This is a genomic window from Cyanobacterium sp. Dongsha4 (assembly GCF_036345015.1).
In the GTDB taxonomy this organism is placed as follows: Bacteria; Cyanobacteriota; Cyanobacteriia; order Cyanobacteriales; family Cyanobacteriaceae; genus PCC-10605.
Genome location: NZ_CP084098.1, coordinates 2,092,380 through 2,112,042, shown reverse-complemented (window position 1 = coordinate 2,112,042; position 19,663 = coordinate 2,092,380). Strand labels below are relative to the sequence as shown.

The 19,663-nt window shown below is 33.7% G+C and carries 25 protein-coding genes, 1 tRNA gene and 1 pseudogene; 19 read left to right on the top strand and 8 right to left on the bottom strand.

What is annotated here, in order from left to right; translation table 11 throughout:
• Positions 1-36: 36 nt before the first annotated feature.
• Together Dongsha4_RS09180 and Dongsha4_RS09175 are read left to right on the top strand one after the other, a co-directional pair.
• Entirely contained in the window at positions 37-273 is a 237-nt protein-coding gene (locus tag Dongsha4_RS09180) for a type II toxin-antitoxin system Phd/YefM family antitoxin (protein WP_330205353.1), read from the top strand.
• Positions 260-634, top strand: coding sequence for a type II toxin-antitoxin system VapC family toxin (locus Dongsha4_RS09175; protein ID WP_330205352.1), 375 nt, complete (start codon positions 260-262; stop codon positions 632-634). Before Dongsha4_RS09180 ends, Dongsha4_RS09175 begins: the two co-directional genes overlap by 14 nt.
• On the opposite strand, the pseudogene Dongsha4_RS18990 reads toward Dongsha4_RS09175, so the two are convergent.
• A pseudogene (locus Dongsha4_RS18990) lies at positions 605-697 on the bottom strand (hypothetical protein); the annotation flags it as partial. The gene Dongsha4_RS09175 and the pseudogene Dongsha4_RS18990 sit on opposite strands and share 30 nt — an antisense overlap.
• Positions 698-777: 80 nt before the next feature.
• Here Dongsha4_RS18990 and Dongsha4_RS09170 point away from each other — a divergent pair.
• The 8 genes from Dongsha4_RS09170 (at position 778) to moaC (ending at position 6,876) form a co-directional block, all read left to right on the top strand.
• Positions 778-1,107: a type II toxin-antitoxin system Phd/YefM family antitoxin gene (locus Dongsha4_RS09170; protein WP_330205351.1), complete on the top strand. Its 330-nt coding sequence runs from the start codon at positions 778-780 to the stop codon at positions 1,105-1,107.
• A complete protein-coding gene (locus Dongsha4_RS09165) occupies positions 1,097-1,477 on the top strand; it encodes a type II toxin-antitoxin system PemK/MazF family toxin (protein ID WP_330205350.1) in 381 nt (126 codons plus the stop codon). The genes Dongsha4_RS09170 and Dongsha4_RS09165 overlap by 11 nt, the downstream gene beginning before the upstream one ends.
• Positions 1,471-1,833 carry a nucleotidyltransferase family protein gene (locus Dongsha4_RS09160; RefSeq protein ID WP_330205349.1) on the top strand — a complete coding sequence of 121 codons (363 nt, stop codon included), beginning with the start codon at positions 1,471-1,473 and terminating at the stop codon, positions 1,831-1,833. The genes Dongsha4_RS09165 and Dongsha4_RS09160 overlap by 7 nt, the downstream gene beginning before the upstream one ends.
• The gene (locus Dongsha4_RS09155) at positions 1,826-1,969 is read left to right on the top strand and encodes a hypothetical protein (protein WP_330205348.1); all 144 of its coding nucleotides are present in this window, start codon (positions 1,826-1,828) and stop codon (positions 1,967-1,969) included. Before Dongsha4_RS09160 ends, Dongsha4_RS09155 begins: the two co-directional genes overlap by 8 nt.
• Positions 1,959-5,537 carry an Eco57I restriction-modification methylase domain-containing protein gene (locus tag Dongsha4_RS09150; protein ID WP_330205347.1) on the top strand — a complete coding sequence of 1,193 codons (3,579 nt, stop codon included), beginning with the start codon at positions 1,959-1,961 and terminating at the stop codon, positions 5,535-5,537. The genes Dongsha4_RS09155 and Dongsha4_RS09150 overlap by 11 nt, the downstream gene beginning before the upstream one ends.
• 22 nt (positions 5,538-5,559) lie before the next feature.
• Complete coding sequence (locus tag Dongsha4_RS09145; protein ID WP_330205346.1) at positions 5,560-5,775, top strand: hypothetical protein; 216 nt, start codon at positions 5,560-5,562, stop codon at positions 5,773-5,775.
• Entirely contained in the window at positions 5,762-6,088 is a 327-nt protein-coding gene (locus Dongsha4_RS09140) for a type II toxin-antitoxin system PemK/MazF family toxin (RefSeq protein WP_330205345.1), read from the top strand. Before Dongsha4_RS09145 ends, Dongsha4_RS09140 begins: the two co-directional genes overlap by 14 nt.
• Before the next feature lie 308 nt (positions 6,089-6,396).
• Positions 6,397-6,876 (top strand): cyclic pyranopterin monophosphate synthase MoaC, encoded by a 480-nt coding sequence (gene moaC / locus Dongsha4_RS09135; RefSeq protein ID WP_330205344.1) that lies wholly within the window; start codon positions 6,397-6,399, stop codon positions 6,874-6,876.
• Between the two features lie 81 nt (positions 6,877-6,957).
• Here moaC and rpsN read toward each other — a convergent pair whose 3' ends face one another.
• The gene (gene rpsN / locus Dongsha4_RS09130) at positions 6,958-7,260 is read right to left on the bottom strand and encodes a 30S ribosomal protein S14 (RefSeq protein WP_041922381.1); all 303 of its coding nucleotides are present in this window, start codon (positions 7,258-7,260) and stop codon (positions 6,958-6,960) included.
• A gap of 321 nt (positions 7,261-7,581) precedes the next feature.
• On the opposite strand from rpsN, the gene Dongsha4_RS09125 reads away from it, so the two are divergent.
• A complete protein-coding gene (locus Dongsha4_RS09125; RefSeq protein ID WP_330205343.1) occupies positions 7,582-9,786 on the top strand; it encodes an ATP-dependent helicase in 2,205 nt (734 codons plus the stop codon).
• A 9-nt stretch (positions 9,787-9,795) separates the two neighbouring features.
• Here the strand turns inward: Dongsha4_RS09125 and Dongsha4_RS09120 are convergent, their stop codons facing one another.
• The gene (locus tag Dongsha4_RS09120) at positions 9,796-10,566 is read right to left on the bottom strand and encodes a TIGR01548 family HAD-type hydrolase (protein ID WP_330205342.1); all 771 of its coding nucleotides are present in this window, start codon (positions 10,564-10,566) and stop codon (positions 9,796-9,798) included.
• A gap of 143 nt (positions 10,567-10,709) precedes the next feature.
• Between Dongsha4_RS09120 and Dongsha4_RS09115 the strand changes: the two genes are divergently transcribed.
• From Dongsha4_RS09115 to Dongsha4_RS09100, 4 genes are all read left to right on the top strand, one after another.
• Positions 10,710-11,363 carry an SDR family oxidoreductase gene (locus Dongsha4_RS09115; protein WP_330205341.1) on the top strand — a complete coding sequence of 218 codons (654 nt, stop codon included), beginning with the start codon at positions 10,710-10,712 and terminating at the stop codon, positions 11,361-11,363.
• 92 nt (positions 11,364-11,455) lie between these two features.
• Entirely contained in the window at positions 11,456-12,115 is a 660-nt protein-coding gene (msrA, locus tag Dongsha4_RS09110) for a peptide-methionine (S)-S-oxide reductase MsrA (protein WP_330205340.1), read from the top strand.
• Positions 12,116-12,522: 407 nt separating this feature from the next.
• Complete coding sequence (locus Dongsha4_RS09105; RefSeq protein WP_015217930.1) at positions 12,523-12,828, top strand: RNA recognition motif domain-containing protein; 306 nt, start codon at positions 12,523-12,525, stop codon at positions 12,826-12,828.
• Positions 12,829-12,961: 133 nt separating this feature from the next.
• Positions 12,962-13,144, top strand: coding sequence for a hypothetical protein (locus Dongsha4_RS09100; protein ID WP_330205339.1), 183 nt, complete (start codon positions 12,962-12,964; stop codon positions 13,142-13,144).
• A gap of 126 nt (positions 13,145-13,270) precedes the next feature.
• Here the strand turns inward: Dongsha4_RS09100 and Dongsha4_RS09095 are convergent, their stop codons facing one another.
• Entirely contained in the window at positions 13,271-14,578 is a 1,308-nt protein-coding gene (locus Dongsha4_RS09095) for a hemolysin family protein (protein WP_330205338.1), read from the bottom strand.
• Between the two features lie 74 nt (positions 14,579-14,652).
• Complete coding sequence (locus tag Dongsha4_RS09090) at positions 14,653-14,946, bottom strand: hypothetical protein (protein WP_241212787.1); 294 nt, start codon at positions 14,944-14,946, stop codon at positions 14,653-14,655.
• A gap of 100 nt (positions 14,947-15,046) precedes the next feature.
• Between Dongsha4_RS09090 and Dongsha4_RS09085 the strand changes: the two genes are divergently transcribed.
• Positions 15,047-15,119 (top strand) — tRNA-Ile (locus tag Dongsha4_RS09085).
• 86 nt (positions 15,120-15,205) lie between these two features.
• Here Dongsha4_RS09085 and Dongsha4_RS09080 read toward each other — a convergent pair.
• Positions 15,206-15,616 carry a hypothetical protein gene (locus Dongsha4_RS09080; protein ID WP_330205337.1) on the bottom strand — a complete coding sequence of 137 codons (411 nt, stop codon included), beginning with the start codon at positions 15,614-15,616 and terminating at the stop codon, positions 15,206-15,208.
• A gap of 73 nt (positions 15,617-15,689) precedes the next feature.
• Between Dongsha4_RS09080 and pyrE the strand changes: the two genes are divergently transcribed.
• Both pyrE and psbP read left to right on the top strand, forming a co-directional pair.
• Positions 15,690-16,256 (top strand): orotate phosphoribosyltransferase, encoded by a 567-nt coding sequence (gene pyrE / locus Dongsha4_RS09075; RefSeq protein ID WP_330205336.1) that lies wholly within the window; start codon positions 15,690-15,692, stop codon positions 16,254-16,256.
• A gap of 232 nt (positions 16,257-16,488) precedes the next feature.
• The gene (psbP, locus tag Dongsha4_RS09070; RefSeq protein WP_330205335.1) at positions 16,489-17,040 is read left to right on the top strand and encodes a photosystem II reaction center PsbP; all 552 of its coding nucleotides are present in this window, start codon (positions 16,489-16,491) and stop codon (positions 17,038-17,040) included.
• A 184-nt stretch (positions 17,041-17,224) separates the two neighbouring features.
• Here psbP and mgtE read toward each other — a convergent pair whose 3' ends face one another.
• Positions 17,225-18,628 (bottom strand): magnesium transporter, encoded by a 1,404-nt coding sequence (mgtE, locus tag Dongsha4_RS09065; RefSeq protein ID WP_330205334.1) that lies wholly within the window; start codon positions 18,626-18,628, stop codon positions 17,225-17,227.
• 281 nt (positions 18,629-18,909) lie between these two features.
• Between mgtE and Dongsha4_RS09060 the strand changes: the two genes are divergently transcribed.
• A complete protein-coding gene (locus Dongsha4_RS09060; protein ID WP_330205333.1) occupies positions 18,910-19,155 on the top strand; it encodes an RNA recognition motif domain-containing protein in 246 nt (81 codons plus the stop codon).
• Positions 19,156-19,237: 82 nt separating this feature from the next.
• Here the strand turns inward: Dongsha4_RS09060 and dndE are convergent, their stop codons facing one another.
• On the bottom strand, positions 19,238-19,636 hold the full coding sequence (dndE, locus tag Dongsha4_RS09055; protein WP_330205332.1) for a DNA sulfur modification protein DndE: 399 nt from the start codon (positions 19,634-19,636) through the stop codon (positions 19,238-19,240).
• Between the last annotated feature and the right edge of the window lie 27 nt (positions 19,637-19,663).

The following is a 19,663-nucleotide window of genomic DNA, read 5'->3' as shown; positions in this document are numbered from 1 at the left end:
GACTCTATAATATAAATAATGTACGTTAAATTGCTTATGAAAAGTATTACCCCCACCCAACTCAGAAAAAATCTTTATAATCTACTAGATGAAGTGCTAAATACTGGTGTACCGATACAGATTAATCGAGGTGGCAAAATTCTACAAATCACCCCCGTAGAAAAAGTACATAAACTAGATAACCTTATATCACGTCCTGATGTAATTTGTGGTAATCCTGATGATATTGTCAATTTAACTTGGGAAGGAGAAATAAATCTTGATTTACCTTGATACTCATGTGGTTGTATGGCTTTATGGAGGATTAATAGAAAAACTAAGTGATACGGCAAAGTCTTTAATTAATCAAGAAGAAATTTATATTTCCCCCATTGTCAGGCTAGAATTGCAATATCTTTATGAAATTGAGAGAATAACATTTTCGGCTGATGACATTTTAAATGATTTATCAACTCGCATCGGTTTGAACATTTGCCAACGCAATTTTAATTCTATTGTAACTCAGGCTTTAACTATTAATTGGACAAGAGATCCTTTTGATCGATTAATTGTTGCTCATGCTTTAATTCACCACGATATACTCATCACAAAAGATAACAATATTTTAGAGAATTATAACTATGCTAAATGGTAGAAAATTGACTTCATCCATCATTTTCACTAACCCATAATTTTCCAATATCTCTTCTATTTTTTCAAAAAATGACTTTAGCCATTACTAAAAACGGCAAAAATCCTCTATAATTAGCTAAAATAGTTAAAAAGTAAGACTAACCTATGAAAAGTTTAACGGCTACAGAAGCAAAAAATAGTTTTGGAATGTTATTAGATTGGGCGAGACAAGAGCCTGTCTTAATTGAAAAACAGGGGCGAAAGGTTGCTGTTATGTTATCAGTAGAAGAATATCAACGGTTATCCTCCCCTCCAAATCAATCAGCTAATTTAGACAATAAAGATTTAACATTGGCAGAAAGATTAGCTATTTTAAAGCTACCACCAGAAGAAAGGGCAAAAATTTTAAGAGAAAGTGCAGAAAAAATGTTATTCCATTATCAAGAAAATCAAGAATGGCAAGATTTAAGTGGAGGAGACTTCATTGACTACTAACAAAATTTTGCCGAAAAAAAGAGAGATATGGTTAGTTAATTTAGAGCCAACTTTAGGGGTTGAAATAAAAAAAATTCGTCCTGTTGTGGTTGTTAATTCCGATGCTATTGGTAAGTTACCATTAAAACTAATTGCCCCTATTACTGATTGGAAAAATTATTATAGTCAAAATCCTTGGCACGTTCAAATTGTACCTAATTCTAGTAATAATTTAAGCAAAATTTCCGCTATAGATACTCTTCAATTAAGAGGAGTTGATATTAAACGCTTTCAAAAAAAAATTGGTCTTATTTCTGAGGAAGAAATGCAAAAAATAGCTATTTCTATTATTACTGTCATTGATATTGATTTAAAGACTTTTTTATGTTAAAATTAGCAAAAAACTATTCTTTAATTTATCAAAGATTAAAGATAAAACCTCAAGATTTAATTAGATTTTGTCAAGAAAATTTGATCTCCGAATTAGCAGTTTTTGGCTCTATTTTAAGAGATGATTTTAACCCTCAAAGTGATATAGATTTTCTTGTCACTTATTCTCCCCTTGCTACAAGAAGTTTATTAGAAAAAATTATACTCAAAGAAAAGTTAGAAAAAATGTGCGGGCGCGCAGCGTGCCTTTGGCATCGCCCTGTGGACTTAGTTAGTAAAAAAGCGATTGAAAATAGTAGTAACTGGTTAAAAAAACAAGAAATATTAAATTCAGCAGAGGTAATTTATTGTGAATGATTTAACAACTTTATTAGATATTTATCAAGCTATTGAGTTAATTTTTAAATACACAGAAAATGTTAGTTATCAAGAATTCGTAGAAAACCAAGAAAAACAGGATGCAATTTTAAGGAGGAAAACTAATGAAAATTAACCGTCAAAACATTACCAAATATCTTGATAACTTTAATTTTGAATCATTATTCATTGAAGAATTAGGGTGGGATTATCCCGAAGATGATAGCGAAAAATATATAACTATTGATGAACAAATATTCACCTTAACTCCCATTGCTGATAAACGAGGTTTTAACGTCTTTTTATGTTTATTAGAAAATCAATCAATTCCTCTTCCCGCTACCCTCAAAAAAATTGATAAAGAAATTAGTAAATATTCCTACGAACACTTCATTATTTATGCTTCACAACTTGATAATACTCAAAAATGGCAATGGGTAAAAAGACAAGCAAATCAACCCTTAGCTAATCGTACCGTTGAATATTCTCACCACAAAAAAGAGGCTTTATTACAAATATTAGATACTATTTATATTGACTTAGACGAAGAAGAAAAACTTAATTTAACAGAAGTTCGATCGCGTGCTAAGAAAGCCTTTGATGTTGATAAAGTTACTAAGAAATTTTATGATAAATTTAAGAAAGAACATAGTCAATTCTTAGGTTTTATTGAAGGAATAACAGTTGACTTTGATAAAGAATGGTACGCATCTTTAATGCTTAATCGCTTAATGTTTGTCTATTTTATTCAGAAAAAAGGCTTTTTAAATAGTGATCTAAATTATCTCAGAAATAAACTAATTGAGATTAGATCCCCCCTAACCCCCCTTAATAAGGGAGGAATAAATATAGAAAAAGCTCCCCTTAATAAAAAGGAAATAAATACAGAAAAAGTCCCCCTTGCTAAGGGGGAAACAGGGGGATCAGACATTAATTTCTACACCTTCTATCGTTACTTTTTATTAAGATTATTTCACGATGGATTAGGGAGTCAAAATCGCACTTCCGAGTTAGATAATTTATTAGGAAAAGTACCCTATTTAAACGGTGGCTTATTTGAAATTCATCCCCTCGAAAATAAATATCCTAATATTCAAATTAAAGATGAAGCCTTCGAGAAAATATTTACCTTTTTTGATCAATATAATTGGCATTTAGACGATCGCCCCTTAAAATCTGATAATGAAATTAACCCCGATGTTTTAGGTTACATCTTCGAGAAATATATCAACCAGAAACAAATGGGGGCATATTATACTAAAGAAGATATTACCGAATATATTAGTAAAAATTGCATTATTCCCTACTTATTTGATGCGGTATTAAGAAAATGTGATCCCCCCCTGCCCCCCTTGAAAAAGGGGGGAGAAAATACAAAAAAAGCCCCCCTTAATAAGCAGGAAAACATAGAAAAAGCCCTCCTTAATAAGCAGGAAAATATAGAAAAAGCCCCCCTTACTAAGGGGGGTTTGGGGGGATCATCCTTATTTCAACTACTCCAAGAAAACCCCGATCGCTATATTTATGATGCTGTAAAAAAAGGTGTAAATTTATCCTTACCTGATGAGATAGCCAAAGGCATAAATGATGTTTCTCAGAGAGAAAATTGGAATCAAACCGCCGATGAAAATTATGCTTTACCTACAGAAATTTGGCGAGAAGTTATCGCCAGAAGAAATCGTTATTTTGAGATAAAAGAAAAGTTAAAAAACGGAGAAATTACTTCTATTAATGATTTAATTACCTATAATCTCAACATTCGTCAATTCGCCCAAGATGTTATTTCTAATATTAATTCACCCTTAACTCTCAAGATTTTCTATGAAAAATTAGCCACTATGTCCATTTTAGATCCTACCTGTGGCAGTGGTGCTTTTTTATTCTCCGCTTTAAATATTCTTGAGCCTCTTTATTCCGTTTGTTTAGAAAGAATGCAGGAATTTGTTGAAGAAAAAGATCCCCCCCAACCCCCCTTAATGAAGGGGGGAGTAAATACGGGAAAAGTCCCCCTTTCTAAGGGGGAAATAGGGGGATCTAAAAGAGAAGTTCAGAAATATATAAAAGAATTTCAAGGAATTTTAAGCAATGTTAGAAATCACATTAATAAGAAGTATTTTATCCTCAAAAATATCATGCTTAATAACCTTTATGGTGTGGACATTATGGAGGAAGCAACGGAAGTTTGTAAACTGCGATTATTCCTTAAATTAGCTTCTCAAATTACTCCTAATCCTTCTGCTAAAAATTATGGTATTGAGCCTTTACCTGACATTGATTTTAATATCCGTAGTGGTAATAGTTTAGTGGGTTTTGCTAACTATAATGAAGTGGAAAAAGCTGTTAAAGGCGATCGACAAGGTAAATTAGATTTATATGATGATATGGGAGTGATAAACGATAAAGCTAAAGCCGTGAGCGAAGTTTATCAAACCTTTAGAAGTATTCAAACCCAAAGCGATGGGGCTAATTTTAGCGAAACTAAACAGAAATTACAAGCAAGTTTAGCAAGTTTAAATGAAGAATTAAATCGTTATTTAGCAAGAGAATATGGCGTTGATATTAAAAAGAAAAAAGACTATGAAAAATGGTTAATATCTCATCAACCTTTCCACTGGTTTACAGAGTTTTATTCGATTATTAATAACGGCGGTTTTGATGTGATTATCGGCAATCCCCCTTATGTGGAATATAGTAAAGTGAAAAAGGATTATCAAATTAAGGGTTATGAAACAGAAAAATGTGGCAATTTATATGCTTTTATAATTGAGAGAAGTAATAAATTTTTGCAACCTTTAGCTTTAACAGGAATGATTATTCCTCATTCCGCAATTTGTACTGATAGAATGGAAACTTTACAAGCAGAATTAACAAAAAAATCTGATATTTGGTTATCAACTTATTGTATTCGCCCTTCTAAATTATTTGATGGAGTTGATCAAAGATTAGCAATTTATATACTAAAAAATAAACCTACAAATAACAGTAATAAAAATATTTATTCATCTAAATATTATCATTGGTATCAAGAATTAAGAGAAAGTTTATTTAATTGCTTAGAATATACTGATATATCAACAATCAATTTTACTAACTCTTTACCTAAATTACATAACTTATTAGAAAATTATATTTGGAATAAATTAAACAAGTATAAAACTTTAAATAAATTCTTAGATAAAAAACAAATAATCTATTTTCATAATGCCCCTCGTTATTGGATTCGTGCCATGAATTTTACTCCTTATTTCTGGAATGAAAAAGACGGCGAACAAATATCATCACACCTAAAATCAATTATTTTTAAAACAGAAATAGACTCTTTAACAATAGTTGCTATGTTAAATAGCTCTTTATTTTATTGGTGGTTTATTATTCTTTCTAATTGTCGAGATTTAACTGCAAGAGAAATTAATAATTTTCCTGTAGGATTAGATAAAATGAGTGAATCAATTAAACAGAAACTAGGTACATTAGCTGAAGAATTAATGGAAGATTTACGAGTCAATTCTGTGAGAAAAGAATGTAACTATAAAACCACAGGTAAGGTAATTTATGATGAATATTATCCTAAAAAATCAAAACCAATAATAGACGAAATAGATAAAGTATTAGCCGAACATTATGGCTTTAGCGAGGAGGAATTAGACTTTATAATTAACTATGATATAAAGTATCGCATGGGCAAAGAATTAGACTCAGACTAGAATAAAAAGGAGGAAATTAACTATGATAGAGCAAATGATTCCACAAATAAAAATTCTTAATAAAAGTGAAAAAATCAGATTATTACAATATTTAGTAACAGAAATTGCTAAAGATGAAGGAATTGAAAATGACATGAATCAAGAAGAAGAAAAACTATTTTGGCAGTCAGCCAGTCAATCTTCTTTAGATAAAATTTGGCAACATCCAGAGGAGGATATTTATAATGAGTTACTCTAAAAATGATGTTATTTTAGTTAATTATCCTTTTTCTGATTTATCCTCAACTAAAGTTCGACCTGCTATTATTATAAATGCACCATCAACATCAAAAGATTATTTTATAGTGCCTTTAAGTAGTCGTACAGAAAATTTACTTACAGGAGAATTTATTTTACAAGATTGGCAAAAAGCAGGATTAAATGTAAAAAGCATTGTTAAAAGAGGAATTTTTACCATTGAAAATACATTAATTATCAAAAAAATTGGAACTTTAACTATAGAAGATAGTAACAAATTAGAAGAATCATTAAAACTATGGTTAGGTTTTTAATAATAGATGAAATAGGTAAAATATTAGCCGAACATTATAACTTTAGTGACGAGTAATTAGACTTTATCATTAACTATGATATAAAGTATCGTATGGGCAAAGAATTAGACTCAGATTAGAAGAAATAAACCTTAGCAATAGAAAGCAGAGCATTGATGATAGGGTGGCTGATTTATCCAACTCTTTCAGGCGGGGTGGCTCACAAAATGCGGTCACCTTCGGTGCGGCGTAGCCGCTCACTTTCTTTGGAAATCATACCTTAATTCAGCAACGCCCAAAGTTCAAACTTTTCACACACATAATCAAGAATGACAGAACAAAAAATATCCCATCTCAATTCCCAAGGAGAGGTGCAAATGGTGGATGTTTCTCTTAAATCCATCACCTCTCGAACTGCGATCGCATCTGGCAAAGTTTTATTGAATCCCACTGCCTTAGAAACCATTTTAAAACAAAAAAACCCCAAAGGAGATCTCATCGCCACCGCTAAGATAGCTGGTATTATGGGAGCAAAACAGACATCCTCTCTAATTCCCCTGTGTCACCCCTTACCGTTGCAGAAAATTGCCATAGATATTCACCTAAATCAAGAGAATTACTGTTATGAAATATTCGCATCCACCAAAACCAACGCAGAAACAGGGGTAGAAATGGAGGCTTTAACGGCAGTATCTATCGCCGCTTTAACTCTTTATGATATGCTCAAAGCCATAGATAAATCTATTACCATCACTGACATCAAGTTAGTCAGCAAAACGGGAGGAAAATCAGACTATAACCGAAAATAAGAATAAAAAAACAGACAATAAGGTGCGTTATATAATCCTTAACACACCCTACTCATCCCATTTACTTAAAGTTGGCTGAACCTACCAACTAGACTTAACAACACCGGGTAATAAACCTTGGTGAGCCCATTCACGCAAGACATTACGAGACAAACCAAAATCACGATAGTAACCTCTAGGTCTTCCAGTTACCCAACAACGATTACGTTGACGATAAGGGGAACTGTTGAGAGGTAATCTTTGTAATTGGCGTTGTAACTCGAATCTTTCTGCAGGATCTTCTGCTGTGCGAATTTGTTCTTTTAATTCTGCTCTTTTATGGGCATATTTAGCCACTAATTTAGCACGTTTTACTTCCCGTGCAATCATTGATTTTTTAGCCATTCAAATTAATCTTATATATTTATTTACAGTGACATAACCCTATCATCACATCAGAGAAAGGACTTTATCCATATTACTTAGTATGATGTAGGCTTCTTTGGGATGGATACCAAAGCGTTTTATAGTTAAGCGATGTCTTACTCAACTTTTGTTTAATTATTTACAATAAAAATTGACACATCCTCTATCATAACCGAATTTATCGAGAAATGAAAGATTTGTGTTCACTGGAGTTAATGAGTAATAAATAGCTAAGTAGAAATAAGTAGAAGTTAATTATTAATTGAAAGATTGTTGATATAATTTCAGCAATCCCAAATAATGAGTATGAACAACCATAGGAGAATAGAAGAAAAAATAGCCCAATTCAGACAAAAACTGCGTCCGGGTCAAATAGAATTAAGTCAATGGCAGGGTGGTAAAATGGCAGTGTCTGCTGTGCCGGGTTCAGGAAAATCTTTTTCATTAGCTGTTGCTGGTGCAATATTGGTTTGTCAAGAAAAACTAAATCCAAATCGCTATCTATTAATCGTAACTTATACTCGTTCTGCCGCCGCTAGTATTAAGGATAAGATAAGGACGATTTTAGAAGAATTTAAGATGCCTCCTGTGGGTTTTATGGTACAAACGATTCATGCTTTAGCTTCTAGTATTGTCAATCGTTATCCTTTTTTGTCGGGATTAAATTTAGAAACCAGTAATTTAGTCGATGTGTCTAGTAATCATCCTTTAATCCTAGAAACTGTTGAAAATTGGATGTATCTTAATTCTCCTGCTTTTGATGCTTTATTAAGAGGAGAAAACGAAAAGTCATTTAACTACGAAGAAAGCGAAGTTTTGCGTCGAGAATCAGTACTGCGTACGGAAGTTTTACCCAAATTTACTCATACTGTCATTAGTACCCTTAAAAGTTCTGGTTGGAATATCAATAACCTTGAAAATCTGGCAAATTTAGATGATTCTGGTATTTATCCTCTAGGAGCGATCGCATCTGAACTATATCAAGAATATCAAAAACTAATCCATAAATATCAGGTAATAGACTATGATGACCTAATTATTGGGGCATTAAATGTTCTGAAAAATGAAGATGCAAGACAAACACTACAACAAGAAATTGCAGGAGTATTTGAAGATGAAGCTCAAGACTCTACACCTTTACAGGGTGATTTAATCACTATCTTAGCCCAAAATAAAGATTATAGCGAACCCCATTTAGTGAGAGTGGGAGACCCCAATCAAGCAATTAATTCCACTTACACCGCTTCAGACCCCTTTTATTTTCATCAATTTTGTGAGGATTGTTGCCAAAAAAATCAATTATTTTTAATGGAACAGGCAGGAAGAAGTAACGAAAATATTATTAACTATGCCAATGAAACTTTAGCTTGGATGGTGGGACAAGTAGAAGCAAATTTAATTGAAAAACAGGAGATAAAAATTGTTAGGGAAAATGATACTCAGCCTGACTCTAATCCTTTAGCAGAGGGGAAAGGGGTAGAATATTATGAACCTGAAACCTTTGATAATGTCTTAGATTTAATGAGTGAAAGAATCATTCATTTATTTGACAAAAAAGAACAAGAAATTAATACGAATTGTGCCATTTTAGTTAGAGCTAATAAGCAAGGAAGTTTTATTTTTCAAGAATTACAAAAAAGATTATCTGACTATAATATTCCCTTAAAACTAATAGGCGATCGCATCTCCTACCGTGATATAGTGAAAGATATACTAGGGGTTTTACAGTTTATTGCGTTTCCTCATTCTTCCAAATTTGTCTATAATATTTTAAAAATTTTGGCACAGCAGGAAATTATTAGTAACCAAGATTTTGATCAATTAAGTATCTATCCTGAAAAGTTTTTATATCCAACACCTTTAGATGATGCCCTAACTCCTGAACAGGAAAAAGCTCGAAAATTTTGCCTCAAACTTCTCCAAGCTAGTATTGAATTATCTTCCTATCAATTAATTCCCTTCCTAAGTTCTGTTTTAAATTATGATAAATTAGCCCTTGCCACTGCTCAAAAATTGTGCGATCGCATCCAAAAAGAAAATCAAGGAAAAATGTCCTTAAAAGCCATGATAGAGACATTAAATAATATTAATAATACAGAACGGTTTGAAGGAGTAGAGACAGAAAATGAAGATATTTATACAAAAAAAGGTCAAATTACCATTATGACCATGCACAAATCTAAAGGTTTAGAATGGGATTATGTCTTTTTACCCTTCTATGACAAAGAAAATATCTTCTCAGAAAAAAAAATTAACGGAAGTCTTAAATTTTTGGGTAAATTTGACTTAAATGATATTATTCGTACACAACTAAGACAAGAAATCCATCAACAAAGATTAGGTAAAAAAATAGAACCCTTATCCCTTCATCAAGCTCACGAAAAAGCCATCCAAGAAAAACAAGCAGAAGAATTAAGATTACTATATGTAGCCATAACCAGAGCCAAAAAACTACTATGGATGAGTAAATCAAAAGACAACTTCCAAAATTGGCGTTATTCTTGAATGTGAAATTTAAAAATCATAAAAATCAGTAACTTGATTAACCACAAAAGATGCGCCGCTATCGATTAACTGTTGACGATATTTATCCGCTTTCTTACTATCATTACTAACATGAGGAGGCAAAACTCCCACTGCAATCCATTCTCTTTCAGATTTTATTTCTTTTGCTTTCATCACAGTAATAATATCTGCTACAGTATCCCCTAAATAAACTACAGGCAAAGAATTATCAAGAGAAAGTTTTTCTTCCAATAAATTGACAGCTAAAAACAAACCAGTAGGATCAGGTTTACTAGGTGCATCATCCATTGCCACTAACACAGGACTTTCTAAACCTAAACGACGTTGTAAGATGTATTGAGCAGAACCATTTGTCGCACCGCTAAAAAAGCCCCAATATAAGTTATTTTTATCCAATATCTCGAAATACTCCCTACTCACCAATAGAGGCTCGGAAGAAATATAACCATCCCAGTTTGCTGGTTCTTCTAAATTTTGCCCCCGATAACGTCTTTGAAAAAAATCCACAATTTCCTCATAATTAAGGTTAATCTCATCTCTGGATTTCCCCATCTGCTCAAAATAACGATAAATCAACTCTTGTGAGCCCAACCAGTCATTATTCCAAATTCCTTCCGCCTTCAAACTATCAATATCCTCCATTGAAGGGCGATAATAATTATTCGTAAAATGCTCTACCGTATCGGCTAAAGCACGACGATAAGAATTAGTAACATCACGAATCACACCATCAATATCAAAAATAACAATCGCTGACATGAGATTTTTATCAATCTTAATTTTTTCATTTTTCCTTCAACCATATTAAATTATTTTTGCATTGCCCAATAAGTTGATTAACTCTGCTCAATAGAAGAAGGTAAACAATATAATCAAGAAAAATATAGTTAGGAATATATCCCATGAAAATATTAGTTGTTGGAGCAACAGGGCAAACAGGTAGAAGAATCGTTGCTGAATTAGTAAAGCGAAAAATACCCGTCATGGCAATGGTAAGAGATAAAGCTAAAGCTAGAGATGTTTTACCTGCTTGTGTAGATTTAATTATCGCAGATGTTTTGAATCCCTCCTCCTTTGCTTCTGCAATGGACGAATGTGATTTTGTTATTTGTGCCGCCGGTGCAACCCCTAGTTTAGACCCAACAGTTTTTTATTGGGTGGATTACGAGGGAACTAAAAATTTAATTAACGTGGCAAAGGAAAAACAAATCGAAAAATTTATTCTTGTTACTTCCTTGTGTGTATCTCGCTTTTTCCATCCCCTCAACTTATTCGGCTTAGTACTTTTTTGGAAAAAACAAGCTGAAAATTATTTAATCGATAGTGGTTTAACTTATACTATTATTCGTCCCGGAGGTTTAAGGAACGAGGATAGTCAATACTCTTTGATTGTAGGTGAGGCAGATACTTTATTTGAAGGTTCAATCTCTCGTCAAGAAGTGGCAAAAGTTTGTATAGAATCTATTTTTTATCCTGAAACTAATAATCGCATCCTAGAAATTGTACAAGCAGAGTCCGCTCCAGCAAAAGATTGGCAAGAATTATTTGCTGTTTAGAAATATTCATGTCCCATTTGCTAAAAACTCTCAATCTCAGAGTCTTGGGTATAAAATTGAATATGAAGAAATATTAAAATTCAGTAATTATTATGTTTTTATTTGGCTTAGGAAATAAGAAATTTACTCTGCCCACCCCAGAAGAAGCATTACCCGGCAGAAAAGACAAAATGCCAATTCCTAATAAACATTATGTTAATGGTAATCCTATGAAACCGCCTTATCCTGAAACTATGGAAAAAGCAATGTTTGGAATGGGTTGTTTTTGGGGGGCTGAAAGAAAATTTTGGCAGTTGGAAAAAGGAATTTTTATCACTGCAGTGGGTTATAGTGCTGGTTTAACTCCTAATCCTACTTATGAAGAAGTGTGTAGTGGCTTAACTGGTCATAATGAGGTAGTTTTAGTGGTTTATGATCCTAAAATTATCAGTTATGAAACTCTGTTAAAAGTATTTTGGGAAAATCATGATCCTACTCAGGGAATGCGTCAGGGTAATGATAAAGGTACTCAGTATCGTTCAGGAATTTATACTTTTTCTGATGCACAAAAAGCCTTAGCAGAAAAATCAAAAGCCCTATATCAGCAGGAATTAATTAAAGCAGGTTATACAGAAATAACCACAGAAATTACTGATGCTCCTGAGTTTTACTTTGCTGAAGGTTATCATCAACAGTATCTTGCTAAAAATCCTAATGGTTATTGTGGTTTAGGGGGAACAAAAGTTTGCCTACCTAACACTAATTTGAGTTAATATTCAACTTAATTGAATTTGAGATAAAGATAAAAAGGTATCAGGTGTTAGTTGTAGGAAAAGATTTAATTTTAAGAAATATTTAGTTTTATTTTCGTTAAGGCTATCTGAGAGTTTAAAGGATACAGTCTTTGTTGGTGAATTGAGTTTATAGAGGGGAAAACAAGAGATTTGTTATGGCAAAAAAATAACCGAAGTTGAATGGGAAAAATTTTGTGATTTTATTTTTTTTGTGCAAGAGGGTTATGTGTTTGGAAAAAAAGATGCTATAATTAAACTCGAGAATAAAGATTTAGTGACAACGTTTGTTTTTAGTATTGATAGAATCGACTATTAAAGTATTGGCAGACTTATTTCCCAGATCTTCGCTCTCTACAAAGTTCAATTAAAAAAGAATCATTCAAGCTATGTCAATATATGTAGGAAATCTCCCCTACGAGGTTACATCGGAAGATCTGATGGAAGTTTTTGCCGAGTATGGAACTGTTAGCCGTGTTCACATTCCCACAGACCGTGAAACTGGTCGTATGAGAGGCTTTGCCTTTGTGGAAATGGAAAACGATAATCAAGAAGAAAGTGCGATCGATGCTCTCGATGGAGCGGAATGGATGAAACGGGAACTCAGAGTAAACAAAGCTAAGCCCCGTGAAAAAAGAGATTCTTTCAATCGTGGTGGTGGTCAAAGAAAAGAACGCTTTTCTCAGCGCTTCTAATGTAGTTGTTTGAAAAAATCAAACAAGAGTTTATCAACTTATTTTTGTTAATGCTTTCGGTTACTGAGGTGAGTTAGTCTCTTACTTGTGAGTATTCGAGGGCATTTTGTATTTTTTATAGATGAGGTAATGAATGTCTAAACGTCGCAATCCCAAAAAAGAAAAAGCAGAGCGTAATAAGGCTTATGCAAGACAATTTAGGAAGAAGTTTTCTCGGTATTCTTCTCGTAATAATAAAGGGTTTAACCGTAATAATTCTAAATCCGATGATAATGATAGCACAGAGACTAGATCTGATTCTCAAAATAACCAGTAAAAGTTATTTCAATTAGCAATTAGTAACGAGTAATGAGTAATTATTTTTTTCTCATTCTCTCGCATTTCTGACATTTCCTTTTTTGCTCTGTATCCGAAGAAAGTTAATCAAGCCGCTACTATTTGATTATTGTTCTTTCAAGGTGATTTTTATTTTGTTGATACGAGGACCATCTGTATCTATAACTGTGAATTGAAAATGATCGTAGTTAAATACTTCATGTTGTTTAGGTATTTTCTGCCAATTATAAACAAGAAATCCTCCGAGGGTTTGATAGTCGTCTGTTAGGGGTAAATCGAAATCTAGTAAGTCATTCAATTCTTCTAAGTTTATTTGGGCAGACACTAAAAAGTTCTGCTCGTCAATTACCGTAATACTGAATTGGTCTTCAGTATATTCGCTATCATCACCTCCCAAAATTTCGTTAATTAAGTCCTGCATCGTGACTAATCCAGAAGTGCCGCCATATTCATCGACGATGATGACTAATTTTGATCGTGATTGCTGCATTATGGCTAATAATTCACTCAATAGAGTTGATTCAGGCAAAAAACGTACAGGTTTAATAAAGTCTTCCAGTAGTATATCTAAGTTGAGAGGGTCTTCATTTAAAATAGAGAGACAATCTTTAAAATCTATAACTCCTCGAATGTCATCCAGAGAGTCTCCAATGACAGGATAAAAAGAATGTTTTGTTTTGACTATTTCCTGAAATAATTCTCTACAAGTTAAATGAAGATTGAGAGCTTTTATATTAACTCTGGGTGTCATAATTTCTACGGCTTCCACATCTCCAAATTCAAAAACATTGCTTAATAATTCCCTTTCTTCGGCTTCTAAACCAGAGGAATCTCTTTCTGTACTAATAATTAATTGTAGTTCTTCCGGTGTAACTTGCTTATACCAGCCTTGTCCTGTGTATTCAACTCCAATAAGTTTTAACAAAAATCGAGTGGAAAGATTGAGAATATCAATAAAAGGTTTGAAAATAGTGCTGATAACGCTAATGGGGGGAGCAAGAAAACGGGCGAGTTGTTCAGGATATAGTAAAGCTAAGGATTTAGGACATAATTCCCCTAATACTATTTGTAAATAAACTAATAAAAAGAAAGAAATAGGAATGGCAAAAGAATGACTCAGGGTAGTAGAAATATTTTCTGAAACAGGCAAAGAAGAAATGGCATACTGCACAGAAAGTGCGATCGTACCTTCTCCAATCCATCCCAAAGCCAAACTAGAAAGGGTGATACCTAACTGAGTGCTAGAAAGTAGTTTATCAAGACTTTTTTGTAAAGACTGCACAGTAGAGGCTTGAATGTCCCCTTCCATGACTAAATGATCAATTCTTGATTTTCGCACAGAAACAATTGCAAATTCTGCGGTGACAAAAAAAGCATTGATTACGATCAAAAGAAAAATGGCAAATAATCTCATTAAAAACTGATGCCAACTCCTTGGACATCCCCAAAAAAGAAACCACAGTTATGATTTTCGTCTATACCCATAAATTATTGAGGATTTGAATTACTCTGAGATTGTTTAACTTTACTCGCTTCTTGCTGTTTGTGAACATAGTCATAAACCTTAACCAGAATTTTTTGTTCAGGAATAATCGAGAATTTTTTATTATCTTGAACTTCTTTTTCCTGTTCATTAATTTTCTGAGTAGGATTTTCGGGGGGAGTATTAACACTTTTGAGGGATTCACTGCCGACATAAAATGAAATTAAACCACTAGCAACACCAATGGTTAAACTGCTAAGAATGACTAAACTACTAGCTAAAATCGTGGAATTAGACATGATTCCCATATAAAAATAAATATTTTCAATAAAAGCGATTTGACAAATAAGGGATTATATATTTTATAATAATAAAGGGCAAAAATTAAGCTCTAAATAACCAGGGTTGGCCGAGCGGTTGAGGCAGCGAACTCATAATTCGCCCTAGACAGGTTCAACTCCTGTACCCTGGATAACGTGTTTTATTGTGTGATCTAATTTCTCGGTGAATTTCTTGAACTTTCACCTCTTATTTTCCTGTTTGACTTCCACAGGATGTCTATTGATATTGGGGATTTTCTCTTAGAGAGGTATCAAAAGGGTTAGCTAAGTCTCTAGTTCTGATAATGGGGTTTTGCTCCTGAACCTGACGAAAATAGTCACTTAAAATAGCATAAAGAAGTAAACCATCTTCAGTAATATTATTTTCAGGAAATGAACCTTGGGGAAATCTACGCCAACCGAAAATAGTATTTAGTTGTCCCCCGATACTGGCTTGTTCAAAAAAATCACCACTGTTTTCCCAAAATGCTTCATTTACCAGTTGGTCTATAGTTAATGGGATAGTGACAATTTCAACTTCTTCCCCCATTTCTGATGTTTCAGGTTGAGCAGAACTAGGATGAGTGATCACGCAAGTTAAAGTAGTAAGAGCGGCAATAGTTAGAAAACGAGAGAATTTTGATAACATAAGTTTATATTTGGTAAAATCTATGTTGCTTTAATTGTAACGGATCTATTCTTATCTATTTTGAAAAATATTTATGGAAAATAATAACTCTGCTTGGAGACAACAATTATTAAATTTGTTAGTAGAATATGCTTATCAAGAAGGGGATTTTACACTATCCTCCGGGCAAAAAAGTAGTTTTTATCTCAATGGTAAGCAAGTGACACTTAGGGCAGAGGGAGCTTTATTGGTAGGAAAATTAATTTTTAATATGTTATCTGATGAGACAGATGCGATCGCAGGTTTAACTCTGGGGGCAGATCCGATAGTTTCGGCGGTAAGTGTGGTGTCTGCCTACGAAAATAAACCAATCCCCGCCTTAATTATTCGTAAAGAAGCCAAAGGTCATGGAACAAAGGCTTACATTGAAGGACCCACCCTAACACAAGGGGCAGTGGTAACAGTTTTAGAAGATGTGGTGACGACAGGAAAATCAGCAATGTTAGCGGTGGAAAGATTGACCGATGCTGGTTATAAAGTAAATCAGGTTATTTCTTTAGTCGATCGTCTTTCTGGAGGACGAGAATTGTATGAATCCCACGGTTTAAGTTTTGCAAGTATTTTTACCATCGATGAAATTAAAGCACACAGTCGTAAGTAAGTAATAATTTCAGGAAAAACTTATAAACTATTGAAATATAAGCCAATTTTTAGCTATATTATAAATCAATGGGCAATGGGTGATGGGTAATGGGTGAAACCGTTCCCTATTCCCTTCCCTTCCTTCTGGGAGGGAGCAAAAAATAAGTTTACACTCTTCAGCTTCAGCAATTTTGATTATTCTCTACAAAAATGGGATAATAAGCGAGTAAATAATATTAAGCATCTTAGCTATGTTAAAGTCGATCGCAACTTTTATCGTTATTATCCTTACAGTAACTCTTTCTGCTTGTGTTTCTCCCACTGGTGGCTTAAATCCCTACGTTGATGGTGCAGACGGTTATAAATTTTTATATCCCAATGGTTGGATAGCTGTTGACGTTAAAGACGCTTCAGAAGGGGTTGATGTAGTTTTTCGAGATTTTATCGAACGGAGTGAAAATTTATCCGTGATTATCAGTGATGTTAATAAAGATATGGATTTGTCTGATTTAGGTAGTCCCACTGATGTAGGCTATCGTTTTATGCAAATAGTTAATCAAGATACTAATAATCAAAGGGAAGCAGAATTAATTTCCGCCGAGAAAAGAGAGCAAAATTTAGAAGATTACTACCTCTTAGAATATAAGGTCAAATTAGGAGAGAATCAATATCGTCATAATCTAGCCAGTGTAGTGACAAAAAATGGAAAACTTTATACTTTTAATATTTCTACTACTGAATCTCGCTGGGAAAATGTAGAAAACCGCTTTAAAACAGTTGTTAAGTCTTTCACCGTCACTTAAGAATTCTTTAGGAATTTTATACTCAAGAAGTCCATAACTTAATCAGGGTGGAGTTAGGCAACAGGCAAGGGAAGTTTTTTAAATACTCAAACTTATGACTTTGGCGAGTATATTTTGAATTGTTTGTTGGGAGTTTGGAAAACACTTATTACTAATTCTTAATTCCTAATAGAATCAGAAAAATTTATATTCCTGCGGTTATCATCGCACGGGCAATATTAAAATAAATTAGGACTCCAATCACATCAACAGCAGTACTAATAAAGGGTGCAGACATAAGGGCGGGGTCTAATCCTAAAGAGCGAAAAAAGAAAGGTAGTGCTGAACCTGATACAGAGGCTAAAACAGAAATAGCTATCAAACTAACTCCCACAGATGTGACAACAACAATGTTTTTTTCTGTTTGGGGCAGAAAATAAGCCCAAACCATTGCTAAACAACCTAAAATAATTCCTAATAGCAACCCTGCAAAACCTTCTCTTAAAACCACCTTTCCCGGACCTAAATCGCTGATTTCGTCAGTATTTAACCCCCTAATCACCACAGTGGAGGATTGAGTGCCAATATTTCCTCCTGTACCCGTTAGTAAAGGTATAAAAGCCGCTAAGACTGTAAATCTAGCTAATAAATCTCCTTGATTGCCAATGATACTGCCAGTGACGCTATTTGTTATTAATAAGATTAAGAGCCATGTTACTCTTCTCCTAGCTACGGTAAAAAGATTGGTTTGAAAATAGTTATCTCCATCCGATGATACCGCCCCTAAAGCATAAATATCCTCTGTAGCTTCTCGTTCAATAATATCGATAACATCATCAACTGTGACTATACCAACTAATCTTAATTCTCGATCGACCACAGGTACAGCTAAAAAGTCATATCGCTGAATCAAACGAGCAACTTCTTCTTGATCCATATCTGTCTTAACATAAATCACGTCTCTAGTCATAAATTCTGCTAAGGTTGTGTCAGGAGATTGTAAAACTAAATCTCTTAAGGAGACGATACCTGTGAGGTGACGAGAAGCGTCTGTGACATAGAGATAGTAAATTAGTTCTGAGGCTTTGGCTTGAGAGCGTATTTTTTCTATGGTTTGGGCAACGGTAAGAGTTTCCTTGAGGGAGATATATTCAGGAGTCATAATTCTTCCTGCAGTATCTTCCTCATAACCCAGAAGCAAGTTAGTAGATTGCCTTTCTTCAGGACTTAACTGAGCGATAATTCTACTGACAACACTAGCAGGTAATTCATCAAATAAACGTGCTCGATCATCGGGAGACATTTTATCAACAATATCTAATACTTCTTGACGTTTAAATTCTTCGATTAGGGCTTGTTGGACACTATAATCTAAATGCTCATAAACATCAATGGCTTCAGTTTTATTCAATAATCTAAAAGCAATTGCTTGGATTGATTCGGGCAAACCTTCGATGGCTTCTGCTATGTCAACGGGTTGTACGGGTATTAACAGAGCTTTTGCACCTTCGAGATTGTTTTGCTCTAATAATAGTTGTAATTGAGAACGTACTAAATCCCGTAATTCATGACGAGAATTATTATGGGTTGCATTTAGATTTTCACTCACCGCCTACACCTCTTGATAATTTAGGACTCTTTTCGCTTTTGAATTTTAATTCTAACCCTCACGTGGATATTGTGAAAATGTTTTCTATGGATGAAGTTTTTTCCATAACTTCTCAGGATTCAAAGCATAAGTATGATATGATATATATGATGTTAATTTGAGTCTCGGTTCCGTTAAAAGTGTTTGCTTCCAGTTTTGCAGGATTATCCCTTCTATATGGAGTGCTTTGTGTCGGTCGTCTCAATTATCTTGTACAAAAGTAAAAAATTGAGGAACAGTTTATGTCCATATATGTTGGGAATTTATCCTACGATATTTCAGAAAATGATTTACAATCTGTCTTTGCCGATTATGGTGAAGTAAAGCGCGTCTATCTTCCCCTTGATCGTGAAACCAAGAGAAAACGTGGTTTTGGTTTTGTGGAAATGTCCAATGACGATGAAGAGACAAAAGCGATCGAAACTTTAGATGGTGCTCAGTGGATGGGGCGCCAAATCAAGGTAAATAAAGCTAAACCTCGTGATTAGTCTAAATAGCAAAAACTAAAAATAAAAAATAATTATTATTTATAATTATTCTTTTCAGACTGCTAGTTTTTAGTGGTCTTTTTTATTGAGAATCATCTTTTTTGATACCTAGGGCAACGAAATCAGAGAGAGTTTTAGATTCTAAATCTGTGACTAGGTAATTAATTCCTCGGTGAAGATGTAAGCGAAATTGTTGGTTAAGGGTTTCTGCATTGATTTCAAAACCGTCTTGATAACAACGATGAATCAAAGCCAACAGTAAAATCTCTGCAATTTCTCCTCCAAAAGTGTTCCAACTCATTTCCACATTACTATCGGCGGGAATTGGATAGGGGGCAGGAGTGTGTTTTTCACGCAGAGAACGACAAAATCCCCAACGACAGAGGATATTCCATTGTTCTATTTTTGTAACTTTTCTCAACTTAATTAGTTGATCTTTAGCCTTTTTTGACAGTTTAATTCTTTCTATGGGCGATCGCATTTTTTCGGTAGTGAATAATAAATAATT

Coding starts and splice junctions, on each gene's coding strand:
- Dongsha4_RS09090 (WP_241212787.1), bottom strand. CDS start 14,946: ATGTCTAATTCCACGATTTTAGCTAGTAGTTTAGTCATTCTTAGCAGT.
- Dongsha4_RS09140 (WP_330205345.1), top strand. CDS start 5,762: ATGAGTTACTCTAAAAATGATGTTATTTTAGTTAATTATCCTTTTTCT.
- Dongsha4_RS09125 (WP_330205343.1), top strand. CDS start 7,582: ATGAGTATGAACAACCATAGGAGAATAGAAGAAAAAATAGCCCAATTC.
- Dongsha4_RS09100 (WP_330205339.1), top strand. CDS start 12,962: ATGTCTAAACGTCGCAATCCCAAAAAAGAAAAAGCAGAGCGTAATAAG.
- psbP (WP_330205335.1), top strand. CDS start 16,489: ATGTTAAAGTCGATCGCAACTTTTATCGTTATTATCCTTACAGTAACT.
- dndE (WP_330205332.1), bottom strand. CDS start 19,636: ATGCGATCGCCCATAGAAAGAATTAAACTGTCAAAAAAGGCTAAAGAT.
- pyrE (WP_330205336.1), top strand. CDS start 15,690: ATGGAAAATAATAACTCTGCTTGGAGACAACAATTATTAAATTTGTTA.
- moaC (WP_330205344.1), top strand. CDS start 6,397: ATGACAGAACAAAAAATATCCCATCTCAATTCCCAAGGAGAGGTGCAA.
- Dongsha4_RS09095 (WP_330205338.1), bottom strand. CDS start 14,578: ATGAGATTATTTGCCATTTTTCTTTTGATCGTAATCAATGCTTTTTTT.
- Dongsha4_RS09145 (WP_330205346.1), top strand. CDS start 5,560: ATGATAGAGCAAATGATTCCACAAATAAAAATTCTTAATAAAAGTGAA.
- Dongsha4_RS09115 (WP_330205341.1), top strand. CDS start 10,710: ATGAAAATATTAGTTGTTGGAGCAACAGGGCAAACAGGTAGAAGAATC.
- Dongsha4_RS09060 (WP_330205333.1), top strand. CDS start 18,910: ATGTCCATATATGTTGGGAATTTATCCTACGATATTTCAGAAAATGAT.
- Dongsha4_RS09180 (WP_330205353.1), top strand. CDS start 37: ATGAAAAGTATTACCCCCACCCAACTCAGAAAAAATCTTTATAATCTA.
- msrA (WP_330205340.1), top strand. CDS start 11,456: ATGTTTTTATTTGGCTTAGGAAATAAGAAATTTACTCTGCCCACCCCA.
- Dongsha4_RS09170 (WP_330205351.1), top strand. CDS start 778: ATGAAAAGTTTAACGGCTACAGAAGCAAAAAATAGTTTTGGAATGTTA.
- Dongsha4_RS09105 (WP_015217930.1), top strand. CDS start 12,523: ATGTCAATATATGTAGGAAATCTCCCCTACGAGGTTACATCGGAAGAT.
- Dongsha4_RS09150 (WP_330205347.1), top strand. CDS start 1,959: ATGAAAATTAACCGTCAAAACATTACCAAATATCTTGATAACTTTAAT.
- Dongsha4_RS09120 (WP_330205342.1), bottom strand. CDS start 10,566: ATGTCAGCGATTGTTATTTTTGATATTGATGGTGTGATTCGTGATGTT.
- Dongsha4_RS09160 (WP_330205349.1), top strand. CDS start 1,471: ATGTTAAAATTAGCAAAAAACTATTCTTTAATTTATCAAAGATTAAAG.
- Dongsha4_RS09080 (WP_330205337.1), bottom strand. CDS start 15,616: ATGTTATCAAAATTCTCTCGTTTTCTAACTATTGCCGCTCTTACTACT.
- rpsN (WP_041922381.1), bottom strand. CDS start 7,260: ATGGCTAAAAAATCAATGATTGCACGGGAAGTAAAACGTGCTAAATTA.